Raw genomic sequence first — 19852 nt, forward strand, 5'->3', positions numbered from 1 at the left:
TAATAATGACTCCAAAAAATTCTGTCACATCCCCTTCCAGAGAATCCATGCCAGCCCTTAAAAACGATGACGAACTCGACATGCTTGATGTCATTGCCCAGCTCTGGCGGGGTAAAATTACCATCATTGTTACAGTTGTTCTCTTTGTTATTTTAGCCGGAGTGTATCTGGCATTTGCTAAAGAAACCTGGACTTCAAAGACCATTGTTTCCCAGCCAGCTTCCGGGATGATTGCTAACTACAATGCCTCTCTAAGTGTTCTCTATACGCAAAGCCCGGCAGATAAACCCTCTCTGCCCGACCTGCAGCAGCAGTTTTTTACCCGCTTTACCGCCACGATGAGCGCGCTGGCTCTGGCTCTTCAGAACCAGGAAATTCCACAGGTTTTAAAAGTCGAGCAGGTGAATAAAGGAAGCAACGATCAGTTCAGCATCGCCTTCAGCGCGCACACCGCAAAGGATGCGCAAGCGCAGCTGGCAAAGTATGTTGAGCAGGTGAACGATAAAATCGTCGACAGCTATGCGGCTGACTTAAGGCGTACGGTTGGGGTGAAAACCCGCGAACTGACCAGCTCCCTGGAGGCACAGAAGCAGGTAGCCATTGATAAGCAGCAGCAGCGGCTGAAAGCTATCAGGCAGGCGCTGCTGGTCGCTCAGGCTTCCGATGTGAAAAGTTCCGGGCTCAACCAGGCAGAGTACCTGTCGGATGATACGCTCTATCTGCTGGGTACCAGCGCACTGCAGTCGATGATTCAGAATGAGTCCACCAGACCGCTGGTTTTTGAGCAGTCATATTACGATACCCAGAGTGCATTGCTTGAGGTGACCCACCTTAAAATCGATTTGGCGCATCTGCAGTCGTATCGTTATATCGCTGAACCGGATCTGCCCGTCCGCCGTGACAGTCCAAAAAGGACTCTGGTCATGCTGCTGGCGATTATTCTTGGTGGCATCGCCGGCTCTGCCCTGGTCATCGGGCGGAATGCAATGGCCAGCTACAGCTTGCGGAAAAACAGTTAACTTAAAAGCATCTAACAAAAGGCCGGGATCTCCGGCCTTTTTTATGTATAACGAAAAAGGCCGGTTAAGCGGCCTTTGCTGTTTCTGCTGTCGTTACTTATGACGCTGACGCAGATTCTCAATGACCGCTGACAGGTTCAGATCCTGATCCTGAAGCAGTACCAGCAGATGATAAACCAGATCGGAGGCTTCATTGGTCAGTTCATGGCGGTCGTTGACTGTCGCGGCCAGTGCCACTTCCACGCCTTCTTCACCCACTTTCTGTGCGATGCGCTTGGTGCCGCTGGCATACAGGCTGGCAGTATAGGAACTTTTCGGATCGGCATGCTTGCGCTCTGCCAGCAGCTGTTCCAGCTGGTACAGGAACGTCCAGTCACTGGCGGCCGGGGAGAAGCAGCTGGAGGTTCCCAGGTGGCAGGTAGGCCCGACCGGGTTGACCAGCAGCAGCAACGTATCGTTATCGCAGTCCTGGGTGATGCTGACCACGTTCAGGAAGTGCTCAGAGGTTTCACCTTTGGTCCACAGGCGCTGTTTAGTGCGCGACCAGAAGGTGACTTTGCCGGTTTCCAGCGTTTTGGCCAGCGCTTCCTGATTCATGTAACCATGCATCAGCACTTCGCCAGAGACAGCGTGCTGGACGATAGCAGGCATCATGCCGTCAGTTTTCACCCAGTCGAGCCGGGACAGTTGTTCTTCAGTTAACACGCGCGAATCTCCACACCTTTTTCAATCAGGAACGCCTTCAGCTCCCCGATATTAATAATCTGTTTATGGAACACGGAAGCGGCCAGTGCGCCATCAACATTGGCATCACGGAAGGCTTCATAGAAATGTTCCGGGGTACCGGCACCGCCGGAGGCAATCAGTGGGACGTTGCAGACGGCACGCACCTTCTGCAGCTGGACCAGGTCATAACCGTTGCGCACGCCGTCCTGGTTCATCATGTTCAGCACGATTTCACCTGCACCGCGCTTCTGCACTTCCTGCACCCAGTCGAGGGTTTCCCATGTGGTAACTTTCGTTCGGCTTTCGTCACCGGTGTACTGATTGACGTGATACTTGCCGCTTTCGCTGTCGTACCAGGTATCAATGCCGACCACGATGCACTGCACGCCGAAGCGGTCAGCCAGGCGAGTGATCAGTTCAGGATCGGCCAGTGCCGGGGAGTTAATCGAAATTTTATCTGCGCCGAAAGAGAGCAGCAGGGCGGCATCTTCCACCGACTTAATCCCGCCCGCCACGCAGAAGGGAATATCAATCACCTCTGCCACGCGCGAGATCCAGCTCTTATCGACGACGCGTCCGTCGCTGGAGGCCGTAATATCATAAAAGACCAGTTCGTCCGCGCCTTCCTGCGCATAGCGCTGTGCCAGCGGCACGATATCACCGATGATCTCGTGGTTGCGGAACTGCACGCCTTTCACCACCTGGCCATCACGTACGTCCAGGCAGGGGATTATCCGTTTTGCCAGCATGAAATTGCCTCCGATACGGTAAATTTATCTTCCAGCAGGGCGCGACCGACGATCACACCCTGTGCGCCACAGCCGCGCAGGGCGGCAATGTCCTCCAGTGAGCCGATGCCACCAGAAGACTGGAAAGCAATGGTCGGGTAGCGCGTGGAAACTTCGCGATACAGCTCAACGTTAGACCCGCTCAGCGTGCCGTCACGAGAAATATCGGTACAGAGCACGTGTTTCAGCCCGAAGGGTAAGAACTGGTCAATGACATCTTCCAGTGTAATACCACTGGCTTCCTGCCAGCCGCTGATGGCCACGTCTTTACGGCCGCCGTTAATGCGTACGTCAAGGGCCAGCACAATGGCTTCTGCGCCATACTGCCGGAACCAGGCCTGCACGTCCTCCGGCTGTTTCACCGCTGTGGAGCCGACCACTACGCGCGTAGCGCCGGCATTCAGCAGGGCCTCTACATCCTCTTTCGTGCGGATGCCGCCTCCTACCTGCACCGGTACGCTGACGCCCGCCAGCAGTTTGGTCAGCAGCGGGATCTGACGCGCTGCCGGATTTTTCGCCCCGGTCAGGTCCACCAGGTGCAGCAGCTGCGCACCCTGTGCTTCATAATCCTGTAAGCGCGGCAGCGGGTCGCTGCCGTAGTCACGCTGCTGGCCGTAATCGCCCTGATGCAGACGTACCACGTTGCCATCAATTAAATCTAATGCCGGGATAATCATGCCGGTTACATCTCCAGGAAGTTTTTCAGCAGCTGCGCGCCGGCGGCACCGGAACGTTCCGGGTGGAACTGCACGCCAAAGAAGTTATCTTTCTGCACCGCGGCGGTAAAGGCTTCGCCGTAATGGCACTGGGCAATGGTGTACGCATTCACCGGCATGGCGTAGCCGTGGACAAAGTAGAAATACGCACCGTCATCAATGCCGCGAAACAGGTGATTACCCGCCTGGGCGGTGATCTGGTTCCAGCCCATATGCGGCAGTGGCAGGCCATGGTCGGTCATCCGCTGCACCGGATGCTCAATAATATTCAGCGTGTTAATACCGCCGCTCTCATCGCTGCCGCTTCCCAGTAGCTGCATGCCCAGGCAGATGCCCAGCACCGGTTGGGTACAGGCTTTGATCAGGTCAATCAGGTCGCGTTCGCGCAACTGATCCATTGCGGCCTGGGCCGTGCCCACGCCGGGCAGGAACAGCTTATCCGCGTTGAGTACCACATCGGCTTCTTTGCTGACGACGGGCTCATAGCCCAGTCTCTGCACCGCCCATTTAACGGAGGAGAGGTTGGCACAGCCGGTATCCAGGATCACCACATCCATCACAGCACTCCTTTTGAGCTGGGCAAGGTATTACCCTCTACACGGATCGCCTGACGCAGTGTGCGGCCAAAGGCTTTAAACAGGCTTTCGACACGGTGATGATCGTTTTTGCCTTTAGTCCGCAGGTGCAGGGTACTGGCCATGGTGTAAGAGAGTGAGCGGAAGAAGTGTTCGACCATCTCGGTACTCAGGTCACCGACACGCTGATAGCTGAACTCGGCTTTATATTCGAGGTGCGGGCGGCCGGAGATATCCAGTGCACAGCGTGCCAGACATTCGTCCATCGGCAGGACAAAGCCGAAGCGGCCAATGCCGCGTTTGTCGCCCAGCGCCTTCAGCAGCGCCTCACCCAGCGCAAGGCCGGTGTCCTCGACCGTGTGGTGATCGTCGATATACAGATCGCCTTTCACATCGATGTTCATGCGGAAACCGCCGTGAGTGCAGATCTGGTCAAGCATGTGATCAAAGAAGCCCACGCCGGTATTAATTTTGCTGTCACCTTCACGATCCAGCCACACTTCGACTTTAATCTGTGTCTCTTTGGTGTTGCGCTGTACCAGTGCATAGCGGTCGCGCTTTGTCAGCTGCTGTTCAATAGCGTTCCAGTTAAGATCTTTGCCGTACAGCAGGCCGGTAATGCCCATGTTCTGCGCCAGCTGCACGTCGGTGGCACGGTCGCCAATCACATAGCTGTTGGCGGTATCGATCGCGCCTTCTGCCAGCCAGGCGTCGACCATTTTGGTTTTTGGCTTGCGGCAGTCGCAGTTATCTTCCGGCAGGTGAGGGCAGATCAGCACATCGCTAAAATTGACCCCCTGCGAGCGGAGGATCTGCATCATCAGATTGTGCGGACCGTCGAAGTCACTTTGCGGGAAACTGCGGGTGCCCAGACCATCCTGATTAGTGATCATCACCAGCTGGTAGCCTGCTTTCTGCAGGGACAGCAGGGCCGGGATCACGTCCGGCTCAAAGGCCAGTTTGTCCATACGGTCGACCTGATAATCTTCCGGTGGCTCAGAAATAAGGGTGCCATCGCGATCGATAAAAAGGACTTTCTGACTCATGCTTGCTCCTGAGAAACGGGGGGGCCGGGTAATAATTTTAGTGCAGCAACGGCGCGTTCGCACTCTGTGGGTGTACCGATTGAGATGCGCAGGCATCCGGCCAGACCTGGCTGCTTATTCTGGTCGCGCAGGATAATACCCTGGTTCCAGAGCGTCTTAAACACGCCAGCTGAGTCAGCGAAACGCGCCAGGATATAGTTGGTGTCGCTCTCAAACACCTGTTCAACACAAGGTAAGGTGCGCAGGTCGGCAATCATCCGCTCACGGGTGGCAATCAGCTCGCTGACATGCTGGCGCATCAGGGTAATCCCCTCGTCACTCAGCGCCTGACCCGCAATATCTGCGACCGGTGTAGAGAGCGGATAAGGAGCAATCACCTTCATCAGCAGCGCAATCACGTCCGCATTCGCCAGGGTGAAGCCACAGCGCAGGCCCGCCAGGGCAAAGGCCTTGGACAGCGTACGCAGGATCACCAGGTGTGGGTAATCCTTCAGCCAGCCGGCGAGAGACGCCTGCGGACAGAACTCAATGTAGGCCTCGTCGGCCACGACCAGGGCCTGACCTCGCGTCATTTCCAGCAACTGACGGAGATCGTCCGGGTTAATCAGGTTACCGGTCGGATTGTTCGGGCTGCAGACATACACCAGCTTTACGCCATCCAGCTGCCCGGCAATGGCCGGCAGGTTGAGCTGCCAGCCTTCACCGGCTTCCACCGTGCGGTATTCAATGCCTATGGTTTCGGCGCTGACGCTGTACATACCGTAAGTCGGCGGGCAGAACAGCACGGCATCGCGGCCGGGCTCACAGAAGGCGCGCATCAACAGTTCGATGCCTTCATCGGCCCCACGGCTGACCAGCACCTGCTGTGGCGTCAGGCCGGCGTAGGCGGCATACCGTTCGATCACCCGCTTTGGCTGACATTCCGGATAACGGTTAAGCGTCTGCTGACTGAGCTCAAACGGCACCGCCAGCGGATATTCGTTGGCATTCAGCCAGACGTCACCGTTACCGCCCAGGCGGCGTGCCGACTGATAGGGCGTCAGTGCGCGCACGTTAGCACGCGCCAGGTCTTCTATGCTGTTGCTCATGATGGCTCCCTGTTCAGTGCGGCCACCCGCAGGGTGACGGCGTTTTTGTGGGCGGTCAGCTGTTCGGCCGCCGCCAGGATCTCAATGGTCGCAGCCAGACCCATAAAGCCCTCGCGGGTCAGCTCCTGTACGGTCATCCGCTTCTGGAAATCCGCCAGCCCCAGGCTGGAGCAGGTCGCGGTATAACCGTAGGTCGGCAGCACGTGGTTGGTGCCTGATGCGTAATCCCCGGCAGATTCCGGTGACCAGTCACCGAGAAACACGGAGCCGGCGCTGGTGATGCTGTCCACCAGGTCGCGCGCCTGGCGCGTCTGGATAATCAGGTGCTCCGGCCCGTAGCGGTTGCTGATCTCGACGCACTGCGGCAGATCACGCGTCACGATCAGGCGGCTGCTCTGCAGCGCTTTCGCCGCCGTCGCGGCACGTGGCAGTTCAGCCAGCTGACGCTCAACGGCGTCTGCCACTCTTTCGGCCATCTTCTGTGACGGCGTCAGCAGGATCACCTGTGAGTCAGGGCCATGTTCTGCCTGCGATAGCAGGTCGGAGGCAACAAAGTCCGGCGTGGCACCGTCATCGGCAATCACCAGAACTTCAGAAGGCCCGGCTGGCATATCGATGGCGGCGCCATCCATACGCTGGCTCACCTGGCGTTTTGCTTCTGTGACCCAGGCATTGCCCGGGCCGAAGATTTTATCCACTTTCGGCACGGATTCGGTACCGAAGGCGAGAGCGGCAATAGCCTGGGCACCGCCCACCTGGAAGACTTCCGTCACGCCGCACAGCTGCGCCGCGTACAGAATTTCATCGGCTACCGGCGGCGGGGAGCAGAGCACCACGCGGCCGCAGCCGGCGATACGCGCCGGGGTAGCCAGCATTAATACCGTGGAGAACAGTGGCGCTGATCCCCCCGGAATATAAAGGCCAACGGAGGCAACCGGGCGGGTCACCTGCTGACAGCGCACCCCGGGCTGCGTTTCGACATCCACCGCGGGCAGCTGCTGCGCAAGATGGAAGGTCGTGATGTTGGCGACCGCAACGGCCATCGCCTGTTTGATCTCGTCACCCAGTCGTGCACAGGCATCGGCGATCTGCTGTTCGCTGACGCGCAGCACATCGACCCGGGTTTTGTCGAAGGTCGCACTGTATTCACGCAGTGCGTCATCACCTTCCGTTGATACTCTGTCCAGGATGCCACGGACGGTAGCACTGATGCTGTCAGAGGCTTCCAGCGCCGGACGGCGCAGCAGCGCCTGCTGCTGTTCCGTACTGCAATCCTGCCAGGAAATCGGGGTCATCAGGGTCGCCATCGGGTTACTCCATCATCTTCTCAATCGGCAGTACCAGAATGGAACTGGCACCGAGCGCTTTCAGTTTTTCCATGGTTTCCCAGAACAGCGTTTCGCTGCTCACCATGTGCATGGCCACGCGACTCTTGTCACCGGCCAGCGGCAATACGGTCGGGCGCTCGGCACCGGGCAGCAGGGCGATGATATCGTCCAGACGCTCGCTGGGAGCGTGCAGCATGATGTATTTGGACTCACGCGCCTGGATCACGCCCTGGATGCGGGTCATCAGCTTATCAATCAGCTCCTGCTTGGCCGCCGGCATTTCACCGTCGCGCTGAATAAGGCAGGCTTTTGAACGGTAGATCACTTCCACTTCACGCAGGCCGTTGGCTTCCAGTGTGGCACCGGTGGACACCAGGTCACAGATCGCATCGGCCAGACCGGCACGCGGCGCGACTTCCACCGAACCGTTCAGCAGGCAGGATTTGAAGTTGACGCCCTGCTTATCCAGGTACTTTTTCAGCAGGTGAGGGTATGAGGTGGCGATGCGGGTATTTTGTAAGCACTGTGGGCCGGTATACTCATCGTCTACGTTCATTGCCAGCGACAGGCGGCAGCCGCCAAAATCAAGGCGGCGCAGCGTAAAGTAACGCGGATCGTCACCCTGGGCGCGGCGGGTCAGCAGCTCTTCTTCCAGCACGTTTTCCCCGATAATGCCCAGGTCAACCACACCGTCCATCACCAGACCCGGAATATCGTCATCACGCACCCGCAGAATATCGATGGGCATGTTTTCTGCGAAGGCAATCAGGCGCTGCTGCTGCAGGTTAATTTTGATACCGCAGCGGGCGAGCAATTCGCGTGATTCATCGCTTAAACGGCCAGATTTCTGCATAGCTATGCGTAAACGGGTGTTATCTAACATGGGTTATTATCCTTTTCCTGTCTGATGTTGTATCCGCGTTCTGCTTATCTCAGGGCATAAAAAAAGCCCCCGGAAGGCGATCTTCCGGGGGCTGAGTTTGCGTTCTGCACCACTGGAAGATCCTGATCGTCTTCCAGCACACATCGCCTGAAAGACTAGTCAGGGTGATGGTGATGATGGTGATTGAACTGAACGCGTTTCATAAAATTCTCTTGGATGAATGGATATTCATTTCGTGACAATTAACCTAACGAGATTAGGCGCGTGGCGCAACCCTTTTTTATGAATGTTGAAAAATTCTCTTATCATCTGTGGGTTGTCACCCGGGAAGGGCTGGCGTAGCCTGAGGGAATTACCGTCTGTATAAACAGGAGCTGAGGGATGAAACGAGTCGCAATAGTGGGGCTGGGATGGCTGGGAATGCCGCTGGCCATGTCGCTGACGGCCGCAGGCTGGCAGGTGACGGGGACGAAAACCACCCTTGACGGGGTGAATGCCGCCCGTAACAGCGGTATTGACAGCTACCAGCTGGAGTTGACGCCGGAGCTACACTGCGAGGCCGATGACCTTGACGCGCTTCTTGACGTGGATGCGCTGGTGATCACCCTGCCTGCCAGCCGGACCGCCGCCGGGGGTGAAAATTATCTGCTGGCGGTGCAGCAGCTGGTGGACAGCGCGCTGGCCTATAGCGTGCCACGCATTATTTTCACCAGTTCGACCTCGGTCTACGGCGATGGCCAGGGGCTGACGAAAGAGAGTCATGCGCTGGAGCCGGTCAGCGTGGCTGGGCAGACGCTGAGGACGCTGGAAAGCTGGCTGCATCAGCTGCCGAATACCTCTGTTGATATCCTCCGGCTGTCGGGACTGGTGGGGCCAGGGCGTCATCCCGGTCGTTTCCTGGCAGGGAAGACCGATCTGAACAATGGTTCGCAGGGGGTTAACCTCGTGCATCTGGACGATGTGATAGAGGCGATAACCCTGCTGCTGCAAACGCCCAAAGGCGGTCATATTTATAACCTCAGTGCACCCGCCCATCCGGCGCGTAAAGCATTTTATCCGCAGGTTGCCCGTCAGCTGGGCCTCGAGCCGCCTACCTTTGTTGACGACAGCGACAGCAACACCGGCAAGCTGATTGATGGCAGTAAAATCTGTCGCGAGCTGGGGTTTGAATATCAGTATCCTGACCCGAACCGAATGCCGCTGTCGTAATGAATGACGGCTGACCCAAACAGCAGGTCAGCCGGTACAACGGGGGAGGCCAGCCGCGCCATTGTCCGACCTTTTTTACGATCCCCCTTACACCCCCAACCTGTCTCTTAACGCATACCACGCCGCGCCGATAGCCGTTAACGGCACCCGCAGGCGGCGTCCCCCCGGGAAAGGCAGATGGGGAAGTTTTGCAAAGGCATCAAAGCGTTCCGCATCACCTCGCAGTGCTTCAGCAATCAGTTTGCCTGACAGGTGAGTGCTGGTGACTCCATGCCCGCTGTCCCCCTGCATATAATAGACGCCATTTTCCAGCCGCCCGAACTGCGGCATGCGCGACAGGGTCAGCAGAAAGTTGCCGCTCCAGGCATAGTCAAACTTTATTCCGGCCAGCTGCGGGAAGGTTTTCAGCAGCTTGGGGCGGATCAGGGCATCGATATCCCCCGGGTCGCGCGCGCCGTAGATCACGCCACCGCCGTAAAGCAGTCGGTTATCGGCGGTCAGGCGAAAATAATCCAGCAGATAGTTGCAGTCTTCTACGCAGCGGTGATTGGGCAGCAGTGCCAGGGCCTGGTCAGCTGACAGCGGCTCGGTGGCGACAATCTGCGAGCCACAGGGCAGGCTTTTTTTCGCCAGGCGCGGCTCAAGATGCGGGGCAAGATAGGCATTGCCGGCAAAGATCACAAAGCGTGCGCTGACGCTTCCGCGTTCAGTACGGAGGCGGTGGGGAGAACCATAGTGCACTGCCGTGACTGCGGAGTGTTCATAAATACGCCCGCCGTGACGCCGCACCGCCTCCGCTTCACCCAGCGCCAGATTCAGCGGATGAATATGCCCGCCGCGCTTGTCCAGTAGCCCGCCGACGTAGCGTTCTGATCCCACTTCCCGGCGAATACCGCTCTGGTCAAGCAGCTCAATGTCATGATTACCATAGCGCTGCCACAGCTGATGCTGGGTCGTGAGATGCTGCATCTGACGGTTATTCAGCGCGGCAAATATCCCCCCGGGGCGATAGTCACAGTCAATGGCATAGCGATCGATACGATCGCGGATAATCGCCGCCCCCTCGAACATCATGCTACCCAGCAGGCGCGCTGTTTCTTTACCGTAGCGCTGCTCAATCACATCAACATCGCGGCTGTAAGAATTGACTACCTGACCGCCGTTGCGTCCGCTGGCACCGAAGCCTACGCGCGCGGCCTCCAGCAGGACCACATCGTAACCCGCTTCGGTCAGGAACAACGCGGATGACAGCCCGGTAAATCCGCCGCCAATGATGCAGACATCACACTGAATATCCTCTTCCAGCTGCGGCCAGGGAGCGTGTGCGTTGGCGGTGGCGGCATAGTAGCTGTGAATATGTTCCATGCGCTCTCCTTGATTCCGTAAATAAGTCAGAGTGTGGCCGGAGTATGTGCGCTGATAATGCGGCACGGCCGGGTGGACGAATTGGTAAAACTGTGGGGTTGACCGGTGTCGATGACATAGCTCTGACCGGTATGCAGCCTGTAGTTCTGGCCGCTGAGGGTCAGCACGATCTCGCCTTCCAGCACGGTACCGGTCTCTTCACCCTGATGGCGGATCCGCTCACCGGTGGTCGCCCCCGGCTCATACGTTTCCAGCAGCATCGCCAGCGTGCGCTGTGGATCCCCGTTATGGATCAGGCGCAGTGAGACGCCCTGACTGCCAATCTCAACCAGCTCGTGGGCATCAATGACCACTTTTGGCGCTGCATCGATGACCTTTTCGGCAAAAAACGCCGACAGCGACAGGCCATAGACCTTCAGGAGTTTTTGCAGGGTACTGACGGCCGGACTGACTTTGTCCTGTTCGATGGTGCTGATGGCGCTGTGCGTCAGCCCGGACAGCTCGGCCACGCGCCGCTGCGACAGCCCCATCTGCTGGCGAATTTCTGCCAGTCGCCGTCCGGGGGCGAGAGAGGTTTCGCTCATTGTCGTGCATCCGCTCTGGCCTGCTGACAGGCCGCAATAAAGCCCGCAAACAGCGGGCGGGAGAGGGGCGATGAGTCGCTATGCCATTCCGGATGCCACTGGACGGCGAGGGCAAACGGGTGCTGACGATGGCTGACCGCTTCAATCAGGCCGTCTGCGGCGCGGGCCTCAACGCGCAGGCAGTCACCCAACGTGCGGATACCCTGCTGATGTAATGAGTTGACCCGGAATGTCTCTCCGTCACCGGCCAGCGAAGCCAGCAGGCCACCGGGCGCAAGCCAGACTTCATGGGCCGGGGCATACTGCTGGTCAAGAGGGAGCGCTTCATCCTCGCGGTGTTCCTGCAGGCCCGGCACCTCGTGCAGCTGACGGTGCAGCGTGCCGCCGGTGGCCACCACCAGTTCCTGCAACCCCCGGCAGATCGCCAGCAGCGGCATGCGATGTTCAAGCGCGAAGCGGATCAGGGCAAAGGCGAGGCGGTCGCGCCCGGGGTCAGCCAGCGACTCCACACCACTTTCACCGTAGTGCCGGGGTTCAATGTTGCTTGGACTGCCGGTCAGCAGGATGCCATCCAGAACGGTCATCGCGTTTTCTAATAGATCAGGAGACGACATCAGCCCGTGGGGAAGGGCCAGCGGAACGCCGCCGTGCATCAGGATCGCGTCGAGATATTTGTTATGCACCATCTGCGTGGGATGGCCGCCTTTGTCAATCTGGCACATCACCACGCCAATCAATGGCTTGTCAAAAATAATGCCCATTACTCCCCCTGTCTGGCTGGTCAATATATCAACCACGCAGGCCCCGAAAGGCCGGAAACTGTGCAATATATTTTCAATCTAGCAATCACCTGCTTAATATTCAAACGCAATAAGGCCAGAAATAAAGCGCCCTGTAACATTTGCACACTTTTTCTGTTAGCGCTATGTTAATAGAGTGGCTGTTATTTTGAGCAGTTTTCAACAACCTGAAAGGGTGACGTGATGACCAATATTGTCGAAGTAGAAGACTTCACGCGGCACAGTGAAGAGAAACGAACCAGCGCGTTCCGGAATGAGGTGAAGGCCTATCTGGAACGCTATCCTGACACGCAGTATGCCGATATTCTCCTCAACGATTTAAACGGCGTTTTTCGTGGAAAACGCATCCCCATCGCCAGCCTGAGCAAGCTTGATAAGGGCTGCTACTTCCCCGCCTCGGTTTACGCCATGGACATTCTGGGCAATACCGTAGAAGAAGCCGGACTCGGTCAGGCAATGGGGGAGCCCGACAATATTTGTATGCCGGTTGAAGGCTCGCTCACCCCCTCTGCCGCCGACCCGCAGCATCTTGCACAGGTCCTGCTGACCATGTGCAATCAAGATGGCACTCCCTTTGACGTTGAACCCCGAAATGTCCTCAATCACCTCTGGCAGCGCCTGCGCAACCGGGGACTGTTTCCGGTGGTAGCGGTAGAGCTGGAGTTCTATCTGGTCGATAAGCAGCGCGATGCGGAAGGGGATATTCAGCCGCCGTGTGCGCCGGGCAGCGACGAACGTAATATGCAGAACCAGGTTTACTCGGTCGATAATCTTGATCATTTCTCTGCGGTGCTCAGTGATATTGACGCGCTGGCGCATTTACAGGGGATCCCGGCCGAGGGGGCGCTGGCGGAGGCCTCGCCCGGGCAGTTTGAAATCAACCTGCACCACACGCGCAATGTGCTTAATGCCTGCGACCATGCCGTACAGCTGAAAAGGCTGGTGCGTCAGGTGGCCGAGCAGCACGGCATGAACGCCACCTTTATGGCGAAACCTTATGAAGCCTATGCGGGTAGCGGAATGCATGTGCATATCAGCATGCTGGACGCGGCAGATCATAATGCCTTTGCCGGGGATGACGGCAGTGATTCACCGCTTCTCAGGCGCGCGCTGGCCGGGATGATCGATTTGATGCCCGCCTCCATGGCGCTGCTGGCCCCCAATGTAAATGCTTATCGCCGTTTTCTGCCGGATGCGTTTGTACCGCTGCAGGCCTCATGGGGCCACAATAACCGCACCGTGGCGCTACGCATCCCCTGCGGGGATCGTGACAACCACCGCGTCGAGTACCGGGTGGCCGGAGCGGATGCCAATCCTTATCTGGTGATGGCGGCGATACTGGCCGGCATTCTGCACGGTCTGGATAATCAGCTGCCGTTGCCCCCTGCGGTAAAAGGCAACGGGCATGAAGCGGAGGGGAACCCGCTGCCCATTCGTCAGAGCGATGCGCTGGTAGCCTTTGAGCAAAGCCATGCGATGCAGGCGCTGCTGGGCACGCGTTTTGGTTTTGTCTGGCATCAATGCAAACACCATGAACTGATGCAGTTTGAACGGCTGATTACGGCGACAGAAATTGACTGGATGCTGAAAAATGCCTGAGGTTTCCCCCCTGCGGGCGTGCCTGTCACGCCTGGCTTACTGTTGAGATAACAATTAATTGTAAGTGAAGCTCTCGGGGGGTTGTCTTCGTGCCTTAATCTGGTGCAAAATACGCGCCCTGCAAAACGATACCTGTAAACCGACGCTGATTTACCCGGCGGCGGTATTTTTTTATTCGTCGCTTAAGCAGGAACTTTTTTCGCCTTTAAAGAGGCCGGTCCAGAACCGGATAGATATTCGCTTTTAAATACACTTTGACGTGTCTTATTGAGGAAACAACCATGGGGCTTCACCTTCTTACTCCAGCGTTTGCTGGGATCCGCCAGCGCGATGACTACGGCGCCACAGCAGGTAATACCTTCACGCCTGCCTGTTATTCCCAGAATCCTCTTTTGAAAAGCTATCGCACCCTGCGTAGCTCCCCTGTGGTTCAACCCAGAACGGTTGATGCTATGGGGAGATTGAATCATGTCGCTTGATCACCTGAATCCCGCCGCCCAGCCGCGTGCAAAACTGAAAAAAACGCTGACGTTACTGCCTGTTGTCATGATGGGTCTGGCTTATATGCAGCCAATGACCTTGTTTGATACGTTTGGCATCGTTTCTGGCCTGACGGATGGCCACGTCGCGACCGCATACGCATTCGCGCTGATTGCTATTCTTTTTACCGCACTGAGCTACGGCCAGTTGGTACGTCGTTTCCCTTCTGCGGGTTCGGCTTATACCTATGCGCAGAAAGCGATCAGCCCGCACGTCGGCTTTATGGTCGGCTGGTCTTCGCTGCTTGATTATCTGTTTATGCCGATGATCAATATTTTACTGGCGAAAATTTACTGGGAAGCGCTGGTTCCCGGGGTTCCCTCGTGGATCTTTGTGGTGCTGCTGGTGGGCTTTATGACCCTCTCGAACCTCAAAGGCATTAAAACCGTTGCCAACTTCAACAGCGTGATTGTGGTGCTGCAGGTGGTGGTGATGGTCGCGATCATGGCGATGGTGGTCTGGGGTGTGGCGCACGGTGAAGGCGCAGGCACGCTGGTCAGCAGCAGGCCATTCTGGTCGGAAAACGCCAACGTGGTGCCGATGATCACCGGGGCGACCATACTCTGCTTCTCGTTCCTCGGTTTTGATGGCATCAGCTCGCTGTCCGAAGAGACGAAAGACGCAGAGCGCGTGATCCCAAAAGCGATCTTCCTGACCGCGCTGATCGGGGGCGTCATCTTTATCGTGGTGTCCTACTTCCTGCAGCTGTACTTCCCGGATATCTCGCGCTTTAAGGATCCGGACGCGTCACAGCCGGAAATCATGCTCTACGTGGCGGGCAAGGCCTTCCAGTTCGGCATTCTGATCTTCTCCTGTGTCACGGTGCTGGCTTCCGGTATGGCTGCGCATGCGGGCGTTTCGCGTCTGATGTATGTGATGGGGCGTGACGGGGTCTTCCCGGTCAGCTTCTTCGGCTACGTTCATCCGAAATGGCGTACGCCAGCGCTGAACGTGCTGTTGGTCGGCGTGATCGCGCTGTCCTCCATCACCTTCGATCTGGTGACCGCAACGGCGCTGATTAACTTTGGTGCGCTGGTGGCCTTCACCTTCGTTAACCTGTCGGTGATTTCACAGTTCTGGATCCGTGAGAAGCGCAACAAGACCTTTAAAGACAACATCAAGTTCCTGGTGCTGCCGCTGATGGGGGCGCTGACCGTCGGGGCACTGTGGGTTAACCTGGAAGAGAGCTCAATGATTCTTGGCCTGGTGTGGGGGGCGATTGGCCTGCTGTATCTGGCAGTTGTTACCCGCAGCTTCCGTAACCCGGTGCCGCAGTGCAGTGAAGATCTGATGTAATCCTGCGGGGTCATCAATCTGTTTTAAGGGCGGGCCGCCTGTTGCGGTCCGCCTTTTTCATATCAGGACACCAGTTCCCTTGCATACTCAAACAGCGCCTTCAGCTGGCCGAGCTTCACCTGATCCCCTTCGTACTGATTAAATAGCATTTCCAGCTCCTGGACGTAGCGCTGTACCCGTTCCGGGTTCAGCATCTCGCGGCGATGCTGTAACCAGCGTTTCTGTTCCGCGTCGTCCAGCGTGCCGGGGAAGTTGCGTGCGCGGAAGCGGAACAGCAGCTTCTCAATACGCCCGTCATTAAAGGCTAAATCCAGTGCCGGCAGGTTTTCCGGGGCGGTCTGCCGAATGATATTCATCGCATTCCGGTCGGCGTCGCTGAAGAAACCGTTATAGAGCTGGGCATCTACGTCGTCCGACGGCGTAAAGGGTTCCGCTTCGGCAAACAGGGCCACCACTTTTTCGCGAATTTCCGGATGCTGGCGCACCAGGGCAAGGTTGTCCAGGCAGCGCTGGCGGTCAATGCCGATGCGTTCGGCATCTTCCGGACGCAGCGTATTCGCCGGGGCCACCACCGGGCACTTATTGATATGCACCAGCTTTAACGGCACCGCAGAGGCACCATCCAGCTCGCTGCGCGGGGTATACAGCCGTTCGCGCAGCGCGTCGGCATCCAGCTCAAGCAGGGGGGCCATATCGCCGCCGAGATCGCAGGTAATCAGGGCATTGCGGTTATCCGGGTGCCAGGCCAGTGGCGCTATCCAGCTGGTGTTGCCGCGTGCGGCACCAAACATGCCCGAAATGTGCACCAGTGGCTTCATCTGGGGAATATCCACCAGTGCGCTGATCTTCTGTTTGTTGCGGTGGCTGAACAGGAAGTCATACAGGCGTGGCTGCTTCTCTTTAACCAGCTTCGCCATGGCAATAGTGGCGTAGACGTCCGACATGGCATCATGGGCGTTTTCGTGGGCGACGCCATTGGCTTTGGTCAGATGTTCCAGGCGGAAGCTGGGTAAACCGTCGTCATTTTCCGGCCATTCAATGCCGTCCGGGCGCAGAGCATAGCAGGCCCGCATCACGTCCAGCAGATCCCAGCGGCTGTTGCCGTACTGCCAGCTCCAGGCATAGGGATCGTAAAAATTGCGGTAGAGCAGATTACGGGTGACTTCATCGTCAAAACGCACGTTGTTATAGCCGACCACGCAGGTATTGGGCTCGCTGAACAACTGATGAATACGGCGGGTAAACTCCACTTCACTGACGCCGCGTTCGCGGGCAATCTGCGGAGTAATGCCGGTGATCATCACGGCTTCGGGCTGCGGCAGGTAATCATCCGCAGGCTGACAGTAGAACACCTCCGGCTCACCGATAATATTAAAATCCATATCGGTACGGATACCGGCGAACTGCGCAGGGCGGTCCAGCGACGGGCTTTTACCGAAGGTTTCGTAATCATGGAAAAGGAAGGTCGGTTGGTTCGCTGTGTCTTTCACTGTTTCGCTGTCCACTTCTGTTTGTTAACTGTTGAAAACGCAGTGCCTGATTCCCTGTGTGAACCTTCCCGCATTGACATAGGCTGTCAGTGTAAACCATATCTGAAGATGCACGAAATGGGTCAGCGGCTGACCGCTCTGGTTCCCTGGCATTGCCTCGCGGCAGGACGGAAACATCCCGCAGGCAGGAGAGGGAGAGCCAGAAAAAAAATTTCCGCTAATCCCCTGATTTATTCATATTTTCTTGCAATTTAGTCACGCAAAGACATGGCGGATGCCGTACAACAGGCGCAGTTTTTTATTCTGGATATGTTGAGGATTGATCGTTGAAAAAGCATCAGCTTGTAAGTTTCTGTCTGGCCATGGCGCTGAGTCGTGTCGCCGTTGCTGAAGTCCAGCCCGCCCTGGCATTCCCGCTCACGTCCCCGGCGATTGATGCCGCCTCCTGGGTGCTGATGGATGCGACCACAGGCCAGATCCTGACCTCAGGCAACCCGGATGAACGCCGCAACCCGGCCAGCCTGACGAAGCTGATGACCGGCTATGTTGTGGATCGCGCCATTGATAAAAAGCGCATCACCCGTGACGATATTGTTACCGTTGGTAAGGACGCCTGGGCCGGGGGCAATCCGGTGTTTAAAGGCTCTTCGCTGATGTTCCTTAAGCCGGGTGATAAAGTGTCCGTTCGCGACCTCAGCCGGGGGGTAATTATTGATTCCGGCAATGATGCCTGTGTTGCACTGGCCGATTATGTTGCCGGCAGCCAGGCGAGTTTTGTCACGCTGATGAACCAGTACGTTGAAAAGCTGGGTTTGAGTAATACCCACTTTGAAACCGTACACGGGCTGGATGCGCCCGGACAGTTTACGACGGCTCGTGACCTCGCCATTCTCTCCCGGGCCATTATCAGCGGGGAACCGGATTTTTATCAGATGTACAGTGAAAAGTCGCTCACCTGGAACGGTATCACCCAGCAGAACCGCAACGGGCTGCTGTGGGACAAAACGCTGCACGTCGACGGCCTGAAAACCGGGCATACCGAAAGTGCCGGCTTTAATATCATCGCCTCCAGCGTCGACGGCCAGCGCCGCCTGATTGCGGTGATCATGGGCGGGAAAAGCTCAAAAGGGCGGGAAGAGCAGGCGCGTAAGCTGCTGACCTGGGGCCAGAATAACTTTGATACGGTACAGCTGTTCCACGCCGGCAAAGAGATTGGTCATGAAACCGTGTGGTACGGCAACCCGCACCGTATTTCTCTGGGCAGTGAAAATGACGTTTTCCTGGCGCTGCCACGTGAAGAGGTGCAAAAGGTGAAAGCGAAATATGTCATTGACCGTAAGGATCTGGAAGCGCCAATCAAACTGCATGAGCAGGTGGGCACCATCCAGCTGGTAGAAGGTGACAAAACGCTGGCCAGCTATCCGCTGGTGGCGCTGCAGCCGGTTGAGGAGGCGGGGATCGTGACCCGCATCAGCGACTGGATCAAGCTGAAGCTATGATCCTCGTTGTGATAAAAGTGTGAATGTCATCCGTCAGAAGAAAATGGTTGATTAATGCTATGTTTCCGCAGGGTAAGTTAAGTGTTTTCTGCTGCTTACCCTGATTAAATGAGAGGAAAAACAGCCGTAAAACGACGATTCTCCGTCTGCTCCCGTCCCCCGCTTCAGGTATGATGTCCCGCTCATTCTTCTTCTTTCGGAGCCACCTTTGCGACCGGACAAGCCGCTGACGGCCTTTGAATTCAGCCTGTATCGTAATTATCGCATCGTGCACGGCGTGCGTATCGCGCTGGCTTTCATTCTGACGTTCCTGCTGGTCAGGGTGATGGCGATCCCGGAAGGCAGCTGGCCGCTGATCACCCTGGTGGTGGTGATGGGGCCGATCTCCTCGTGGGGCAATGTTTTCCCCCGCGCGGTGCAGCGTATTGGCGGCACGATCTTTGGTTCTATCTCCGGACTGATTGCGCTCAAACTGGAGCTGATCTCCCTGCCGGTGATGCTGTTATGGTGTGCAGCGGTGATGTTTATCAGTGGTTTTCTGACGCTGGGTAAGCACCCGTATATGGCGCTGCTGATTGGTATCACGCTGGCGGTGATCTGCGGCGGGGTGCCGGGCGATATGACCACCGCACTGTGGCGCGGGGGCGATGTGATCCTCGGGTCGCTGCTGGCGCTGCTGTTTACCAGTATCTATTCACAAAAGGCCTATACCCACTGGCGCATTCAGCTCTCCGACCTGCTGCTGGAAACCGCCCGCGTCTATCATGCCGGATTTTCGCCTAACCTGGTGGAGAAACCGCGCCTGACGCGTCCGCTGCAGCGCCTGCTGAGTAATGTGATCAAAATGCGGGCGCTGATTGAGCCCTCCAGCAAAGAGACGCGCACGCCGCGCTCGGTGTTTGAGGGGATCCAGACCCTGAACCGCAACCTGGTCTGTACGCTCGAGCTTCAGCTGAATGCCTGGTGGGCATCGCGTCAGAGTCATCTGATTATGCTCAATGCCCCGGCGCTGCGCAGAACCCAGCAGATGACGGAAAATACCCTGCGCGCGCTGTCACGTGTCATCGTTGAAGGTGATACGGGTAAAATGGCGGCTAACAGCGAGGAACTGGCAGAGATCACCCGTGAATTGCGCCAGCTGATCGCGGAATCGGACAGCGATGAACTGGTTGAAACGCCCATCCACGGCTATGTCTGGCTGAGCCTGGAAATGGCCAGTCAGTTAGAAAGACTGACCGAGTTGATCCGCCTGACGTTGCGAAAATAGAATGTTCCAGCAACAACTTACTGCGAGCTGACTC

Annotated in this window: 19 protein-coding genes and 1 other annotated feature; of the genes, 6 read left to right on the forward strand and 13 right to left on the reverse strand. The window is 57.1% G+C overall.

Features of this window, described 5'->3' with window-relative positions; translation table 11 throughout:
- Positions 1-47 precede the first annotated feature (47 nt).
- The gene (gene wzzB / locus K6L24_RS07605) at positions 48-1019 is read left to right on the forward strand and encodes an LPS O-antigen chain length determinant protein WzzB (protein ID WP_245006725.1); all 972 of its coding nucleotides are present in this window, start codon (positions 48-50) and stop codon (positions 1017-1019) included.
- Between the two features lie 93 nt (positions 1020-1112).
- On the opposite strand, the gene hisIE is transcribed toward wzzB, so the two are convergent.
- The 9 genes from hisIE to hisL form a co-directional block, all read right to left on the reverse strand.
- Positions 1113-1724, reverse strand: a complete 612-nt coding sequence (gene hisIE / locus K6L24_RS07610) for a bifunctional phosphoribosyl-AMP cyclohydrolase/phosphoribosyl-ATP diphosphatase HisIE (protein ID WP_062742801.1) — start codon at positions 1722-1724, stop codon at positions 1113-1115.
- Positions 1718-2494: an imidazole glycerol phosphate synthase subunit HisF gene (gene hisF, locus K6L24_RS07615; RefSeq protein ID WP_062742800.1), complete on the reverse strand. Its 777-nt coding sequence runs from the start codon at positions 2492-2494 to the stop codon at positions 1718-1720. Before hisF ends, hisIE begins: the two co-directional genes overlap by 7 nt.
- On the reverse strand, positions 2476-3210 hold the full coding sequence (hisA, locus tag K6L24_RS07620; protein ID WP_062742799.1) for a 1-(5-phosphoribosyl)-5-[(5-phosphoribosylamino)methylideneamino]imidazole-4-carboxamide isomerase: 735 nt from the start codon (positions 3208-3210) through the stop codon (positions 2476-2478). The genes hisF and hisA overlap by 19 nt, the downstream gene beginning before the upstream one ends.
- A 5-nt stretch (positions 3211-3215) precedes the next feature.
- Positions 3216-3806: an imidazole glycerol phosphate synthase subunit HisH gene (gene hisH, locus K6L24_RS07625; RefSeq protein ID WP_187510088.1), complete on the reverse strand. Its 591-nt coding sequence runs from the start codon at positions 3804-3806 to the stop codon at positions 3216-3218.
- Positions 3806-4870, reverse strand: coding sequence for a bifunctional histidinol-phosphatase/imidazoleglycerol-phosphate dehydratase HisB (gene hisB, locus K6L24_RS07630; RefSeq protein ID WP_062742797.1), 1065 nt, complete (start codon positions 4868-4870; stop codon positions 3806-3808). The genes hisH and hisB overlap by 1 nt, the downstream gene beginning before the upstream one ends.
- Positions 4867-5958, reverse strand: a complete 1092-nt coding sequence (hisC, locus tag K6L24_RS07635; RefSeq protein ID WP_222682124.1) for a histidinol-phosphate transaminase — start codon at positions 5956-5958, stop codon at positions 4867-4869. The genes hisB and hisC overlap by 4 nt, the downstream gene beginning before the upstream one ends.
- Entirely contained in the window at positions 5955-7265 is a 1311-nt protein-coding gene (gene hisD, locus K6L24_RS07640) for a histidinol dehydrogenase (protein WP_222682125.1), read from the reverse strand. The genes hisC and hisD overlap by 4 nt, the downstream gene beginning before the upstream one ends.
- Positions 7266-7269: 4 nt before the next feature.
- Positions 7270-8169 carry an ATP phosphoribosyltransferase gene (hisG, locus tag K6L24_RS07645; RefSeq protein ID WP_062742794.1) on the reverse strand — a complete coding sequence of 300 codons (900 nt, stop codon included), beginning with the start codon at positions 8167-8169 and terminating at the stop codon, positions 7270-7272.
- Between the two features lie 57 nt (positions 8170-8226).
- Positions 8227-8349 (reverse strand) — a sequence feature (His leader region).
- Positions 8325-8372 carry a his operon leader peptide gene (gene hisL / locus K6L24_RS07650; RefSeq protein ID WP_118665699.1) on the reverse strand — a complete coding sequence of 16 codons (48 nt, stop codon included), beginning with the start codon at positions 8370-8372 and terminating at the stop codon, positions 8325-8327. It overlaps the preceding feature by 25 nt.
- Positions 8373-8550: 178 nt before the next feature.
- Here hisL and K6L24_RS07655 point away from each other — a divergent pair, with 178 nt between their 5' ends.
- Complete coding sequence (locus tag K6L24_RS07655) at positions 8551-9378, forward strand: SDR family oxidoreductase (protein ID WP_062742793.1); 828 nt, start codon at positions 8551-8553, stop codon at positions 9376-9378.
- 87 nt (positions 9379-9465) lie between these two features.
- Here K6L24_RS07655 and K6L24_RS07660 read toward each other — a convergent pair whose 3' ends face one another.
- From K6L24_RS07660 to puuD, 3 genes are read right to left on the reverse strand one after another with little or no spacing between them, the layout of a single operon-like run.
- The gene (locus K6L24_RS07660; protein ID WP_118663765.1) at positions 9466-10743 is read right to left on the reverse strand and encodes an NAD(P)/FAD-dependent oxidoreductase; all 1278 of its coding nucleotides are present in this window, start codon (positions 10741-10743) and stop codon (positions 9466-9468) included.
- Between the two features lie 26 nt (positions 10744-10769).
- Entirely contained in the window at positions 10770-11327 is a 558-nt protein-coding gene (puuR, locus tag K6L24_RS07665; protein ID WP_062742791.1) for an HTH-type transcriptional regulator PuuR, read from the reverse strand.
- Positions 11324-12088 (reverse strand): gamma-glutamyl-gamma-aminobutyrate hydrolase, encoded by a 765-nt coding sequence (puuD, locus tag K6L24_RS07670; RefSeq protein WP_222682126.1) that lies wholly within the window; start codon positions 12086-12088, stop codon positions 11324-11326. The genes puuR and puuD overlap by 4 nt, the downstream gene beginning before the upstream one ends.
- A 219-nt stretch (positions 12089-12307) precedes the next feature.
- Here puuD and K6L24_RS07675 point away from each other — a divergent pair, with 219 nt between their 5' ends.
- Together K6L24_RS07675 and K6L24_RS07680 are read left to right on the forward strand one after the other, a co-directional pair.
- A complete protein-coding gene (locus tag K6L24_RS07675; protein WP_174522403.1) occupies positions 12308-13726 on the forward strand; it encodes a glutamine synthetase family protein in 1419 nt (472 codons plus the stop codon).
- 468 nt (positions 13727-14194) lie between these two features.
- The gene (locus K6L24_RS07680) at positions 14195-15562 is read left to right on the forward strand and encodes an APC family permease (RefSeq protein ID WP_222682127.1); all 1368 of its coding nucleotides are present in this window, start codon (positions 14195-14197) and stop codon (positions 15560-15562) included.
- A gap of 62 nt (positions 15563-15624) precedes the next feature.
- Here the strand turns inward: K6L24_RS07680 and sbcB are convergent, their stop codons facing one another.
- Positions 15625-17052 carry an exodeoxyribonuclease I gene (sbcB, locus tag K6L24_RS07685; protein ID WP_222682128.1) on the reverse strand — a complete coding sequence of 476 codons (1428 nt, stop codon included), beginning with the start codon at positions 17050-17052 and terminating at the stop codon, positions 15625-15627.
- Positions 17053-17378: 326 nt separating this feature from the next.
- On the opposite strand from sbcB, the gene dacD reads away from it, so the two are divergent.
- Both dacD and K6L24_RS07695 read left to right on the forward strand, forming a co-directional pair.
- Positions 17379-18551 (forward strand): serine-type D-Ala-D-Ala carboxypeptidase DacD, encoded by a 1173-nt coding sequence (gene dacD / locus K6L24_RS07690; protein WP_187510095.1) that lies wholly within the window; start codon positions 17379-17381, stop codon positions 18549-18551.
- 208 nt (positions 18552-18759) lie between these two features.
- Complete coding sequence (locus tag K6L24_RS07695; protein ID WP_222682129.1) at positions 18760-19818, forward strand: FUSC family protein; 1059 nt, start codon at positions 18760-18762, stop codon at positions 19816-19818.
- Positions 19819-19852: the final 34 nt, after the last annotated feature.

It is taken from the genome of Erwinia persicina, assembly GCF_019844095.1.
Lineage (GTDB): Bacteria > Pseudomonadota > Gammaproteobacteria > Enterobacterales > Enterobacteriaceae > Erwinia > Erwinia persicina.

What these genes read in the sequence shown, in the direction of transcription:
- wzzB (WP_245006725.1), top strand. Translation starts at nt 48, where the DNA reads ATGCCAGCCCTTAAAAACGATGACGAACTCGACATGCTTGATGTCATT.
- hisF (WP_062742800.1), bottom strand. Translation starts at nt 2,494, where the DNA reads ATGCTGGCAAAACGGATAATCCCCTGCCTGGACGTACGTGATGGCCAG.
- hisA (WP_062742799.1), bottom strand. Translation starts at nt 3,210, where the DNA reads ATGATTATCCCGGCATTAGATTTAATTGATGGCAACGTGGTACGTCTG.
- hisH (WP_187510088.1), bottom strand. Translation starts at nt 3,806, where the DNA reads ATGGATGTGGTGATCCTGGATACCGGCTGTGCCAACCTCTCCTCCGTT.
- hisB (WP_062742797.1), bottom strand. Translation starts at nt 4,870, where the DNA reads ATGAGTCAGAAAGTCCTTTTTATCGATCGCGATGGCACCCTTATTTCT.
- hisC (WP_222682124.1), bottom strand. Translation starts at nt 5,958, where the DNA reads ATGAGCAACAGCATAGAAGACCTGGCGCGTGCTAACGTGCGCGCACTG.
- hisD (WP_222682125.1), bottom strand. Translation starts at nt 7,265, where the DNA reads ATGGCGACCCTGATGACCCCGATTTCCTGGCAGGATTGCAGTACGGAA.
- hisG (WP_062742794.1), bottom strand. Translation starts at nt 8,169, where the DNA reads ATGTTAGATAACACCCGTTTACGCATAGCTATGCAGAAATCTGGCCGT.
- K6L24_RS07655 (WP_062742793.1), top strand. Translation starts at nt 8,551, where the DNA reads ATGAAACGAGTCGCAATAGTGGGGCTGGGATGGCTGGGAATGCCGCTG.
- K6L24_RS07660 (WP_118663765.1), bottom strand. Translation starts at nt 10,743, where the DNA reads ATGGAACATATTCACAGCTACTATGCCGCCACCGCCAACGCACACGCT.
- puuR (WP_062742791.1), bottom strand. Translation starts at nt 11,327, where the DNA reads ATGAGCGAAACCTCTCTCGCCCCCGGACGGCGACTGGCAGAAATTCGC.
- puuD (WP_222682126.1), bottom strand. Translation starts at nt 12,088, where the DNA reads ATGGGCATTATTTTTGACAAGCCATTGATTGGCGTGGTGATGTGCCAG.
- K6L24_RS07680 (WP_222682127.1), top strand. Translation starts at nt 14,195, where the DNA reads ATGTCGCTTGATCACCTGAATCCCGCCGCCCAGCCGCGTGCAAAACTG.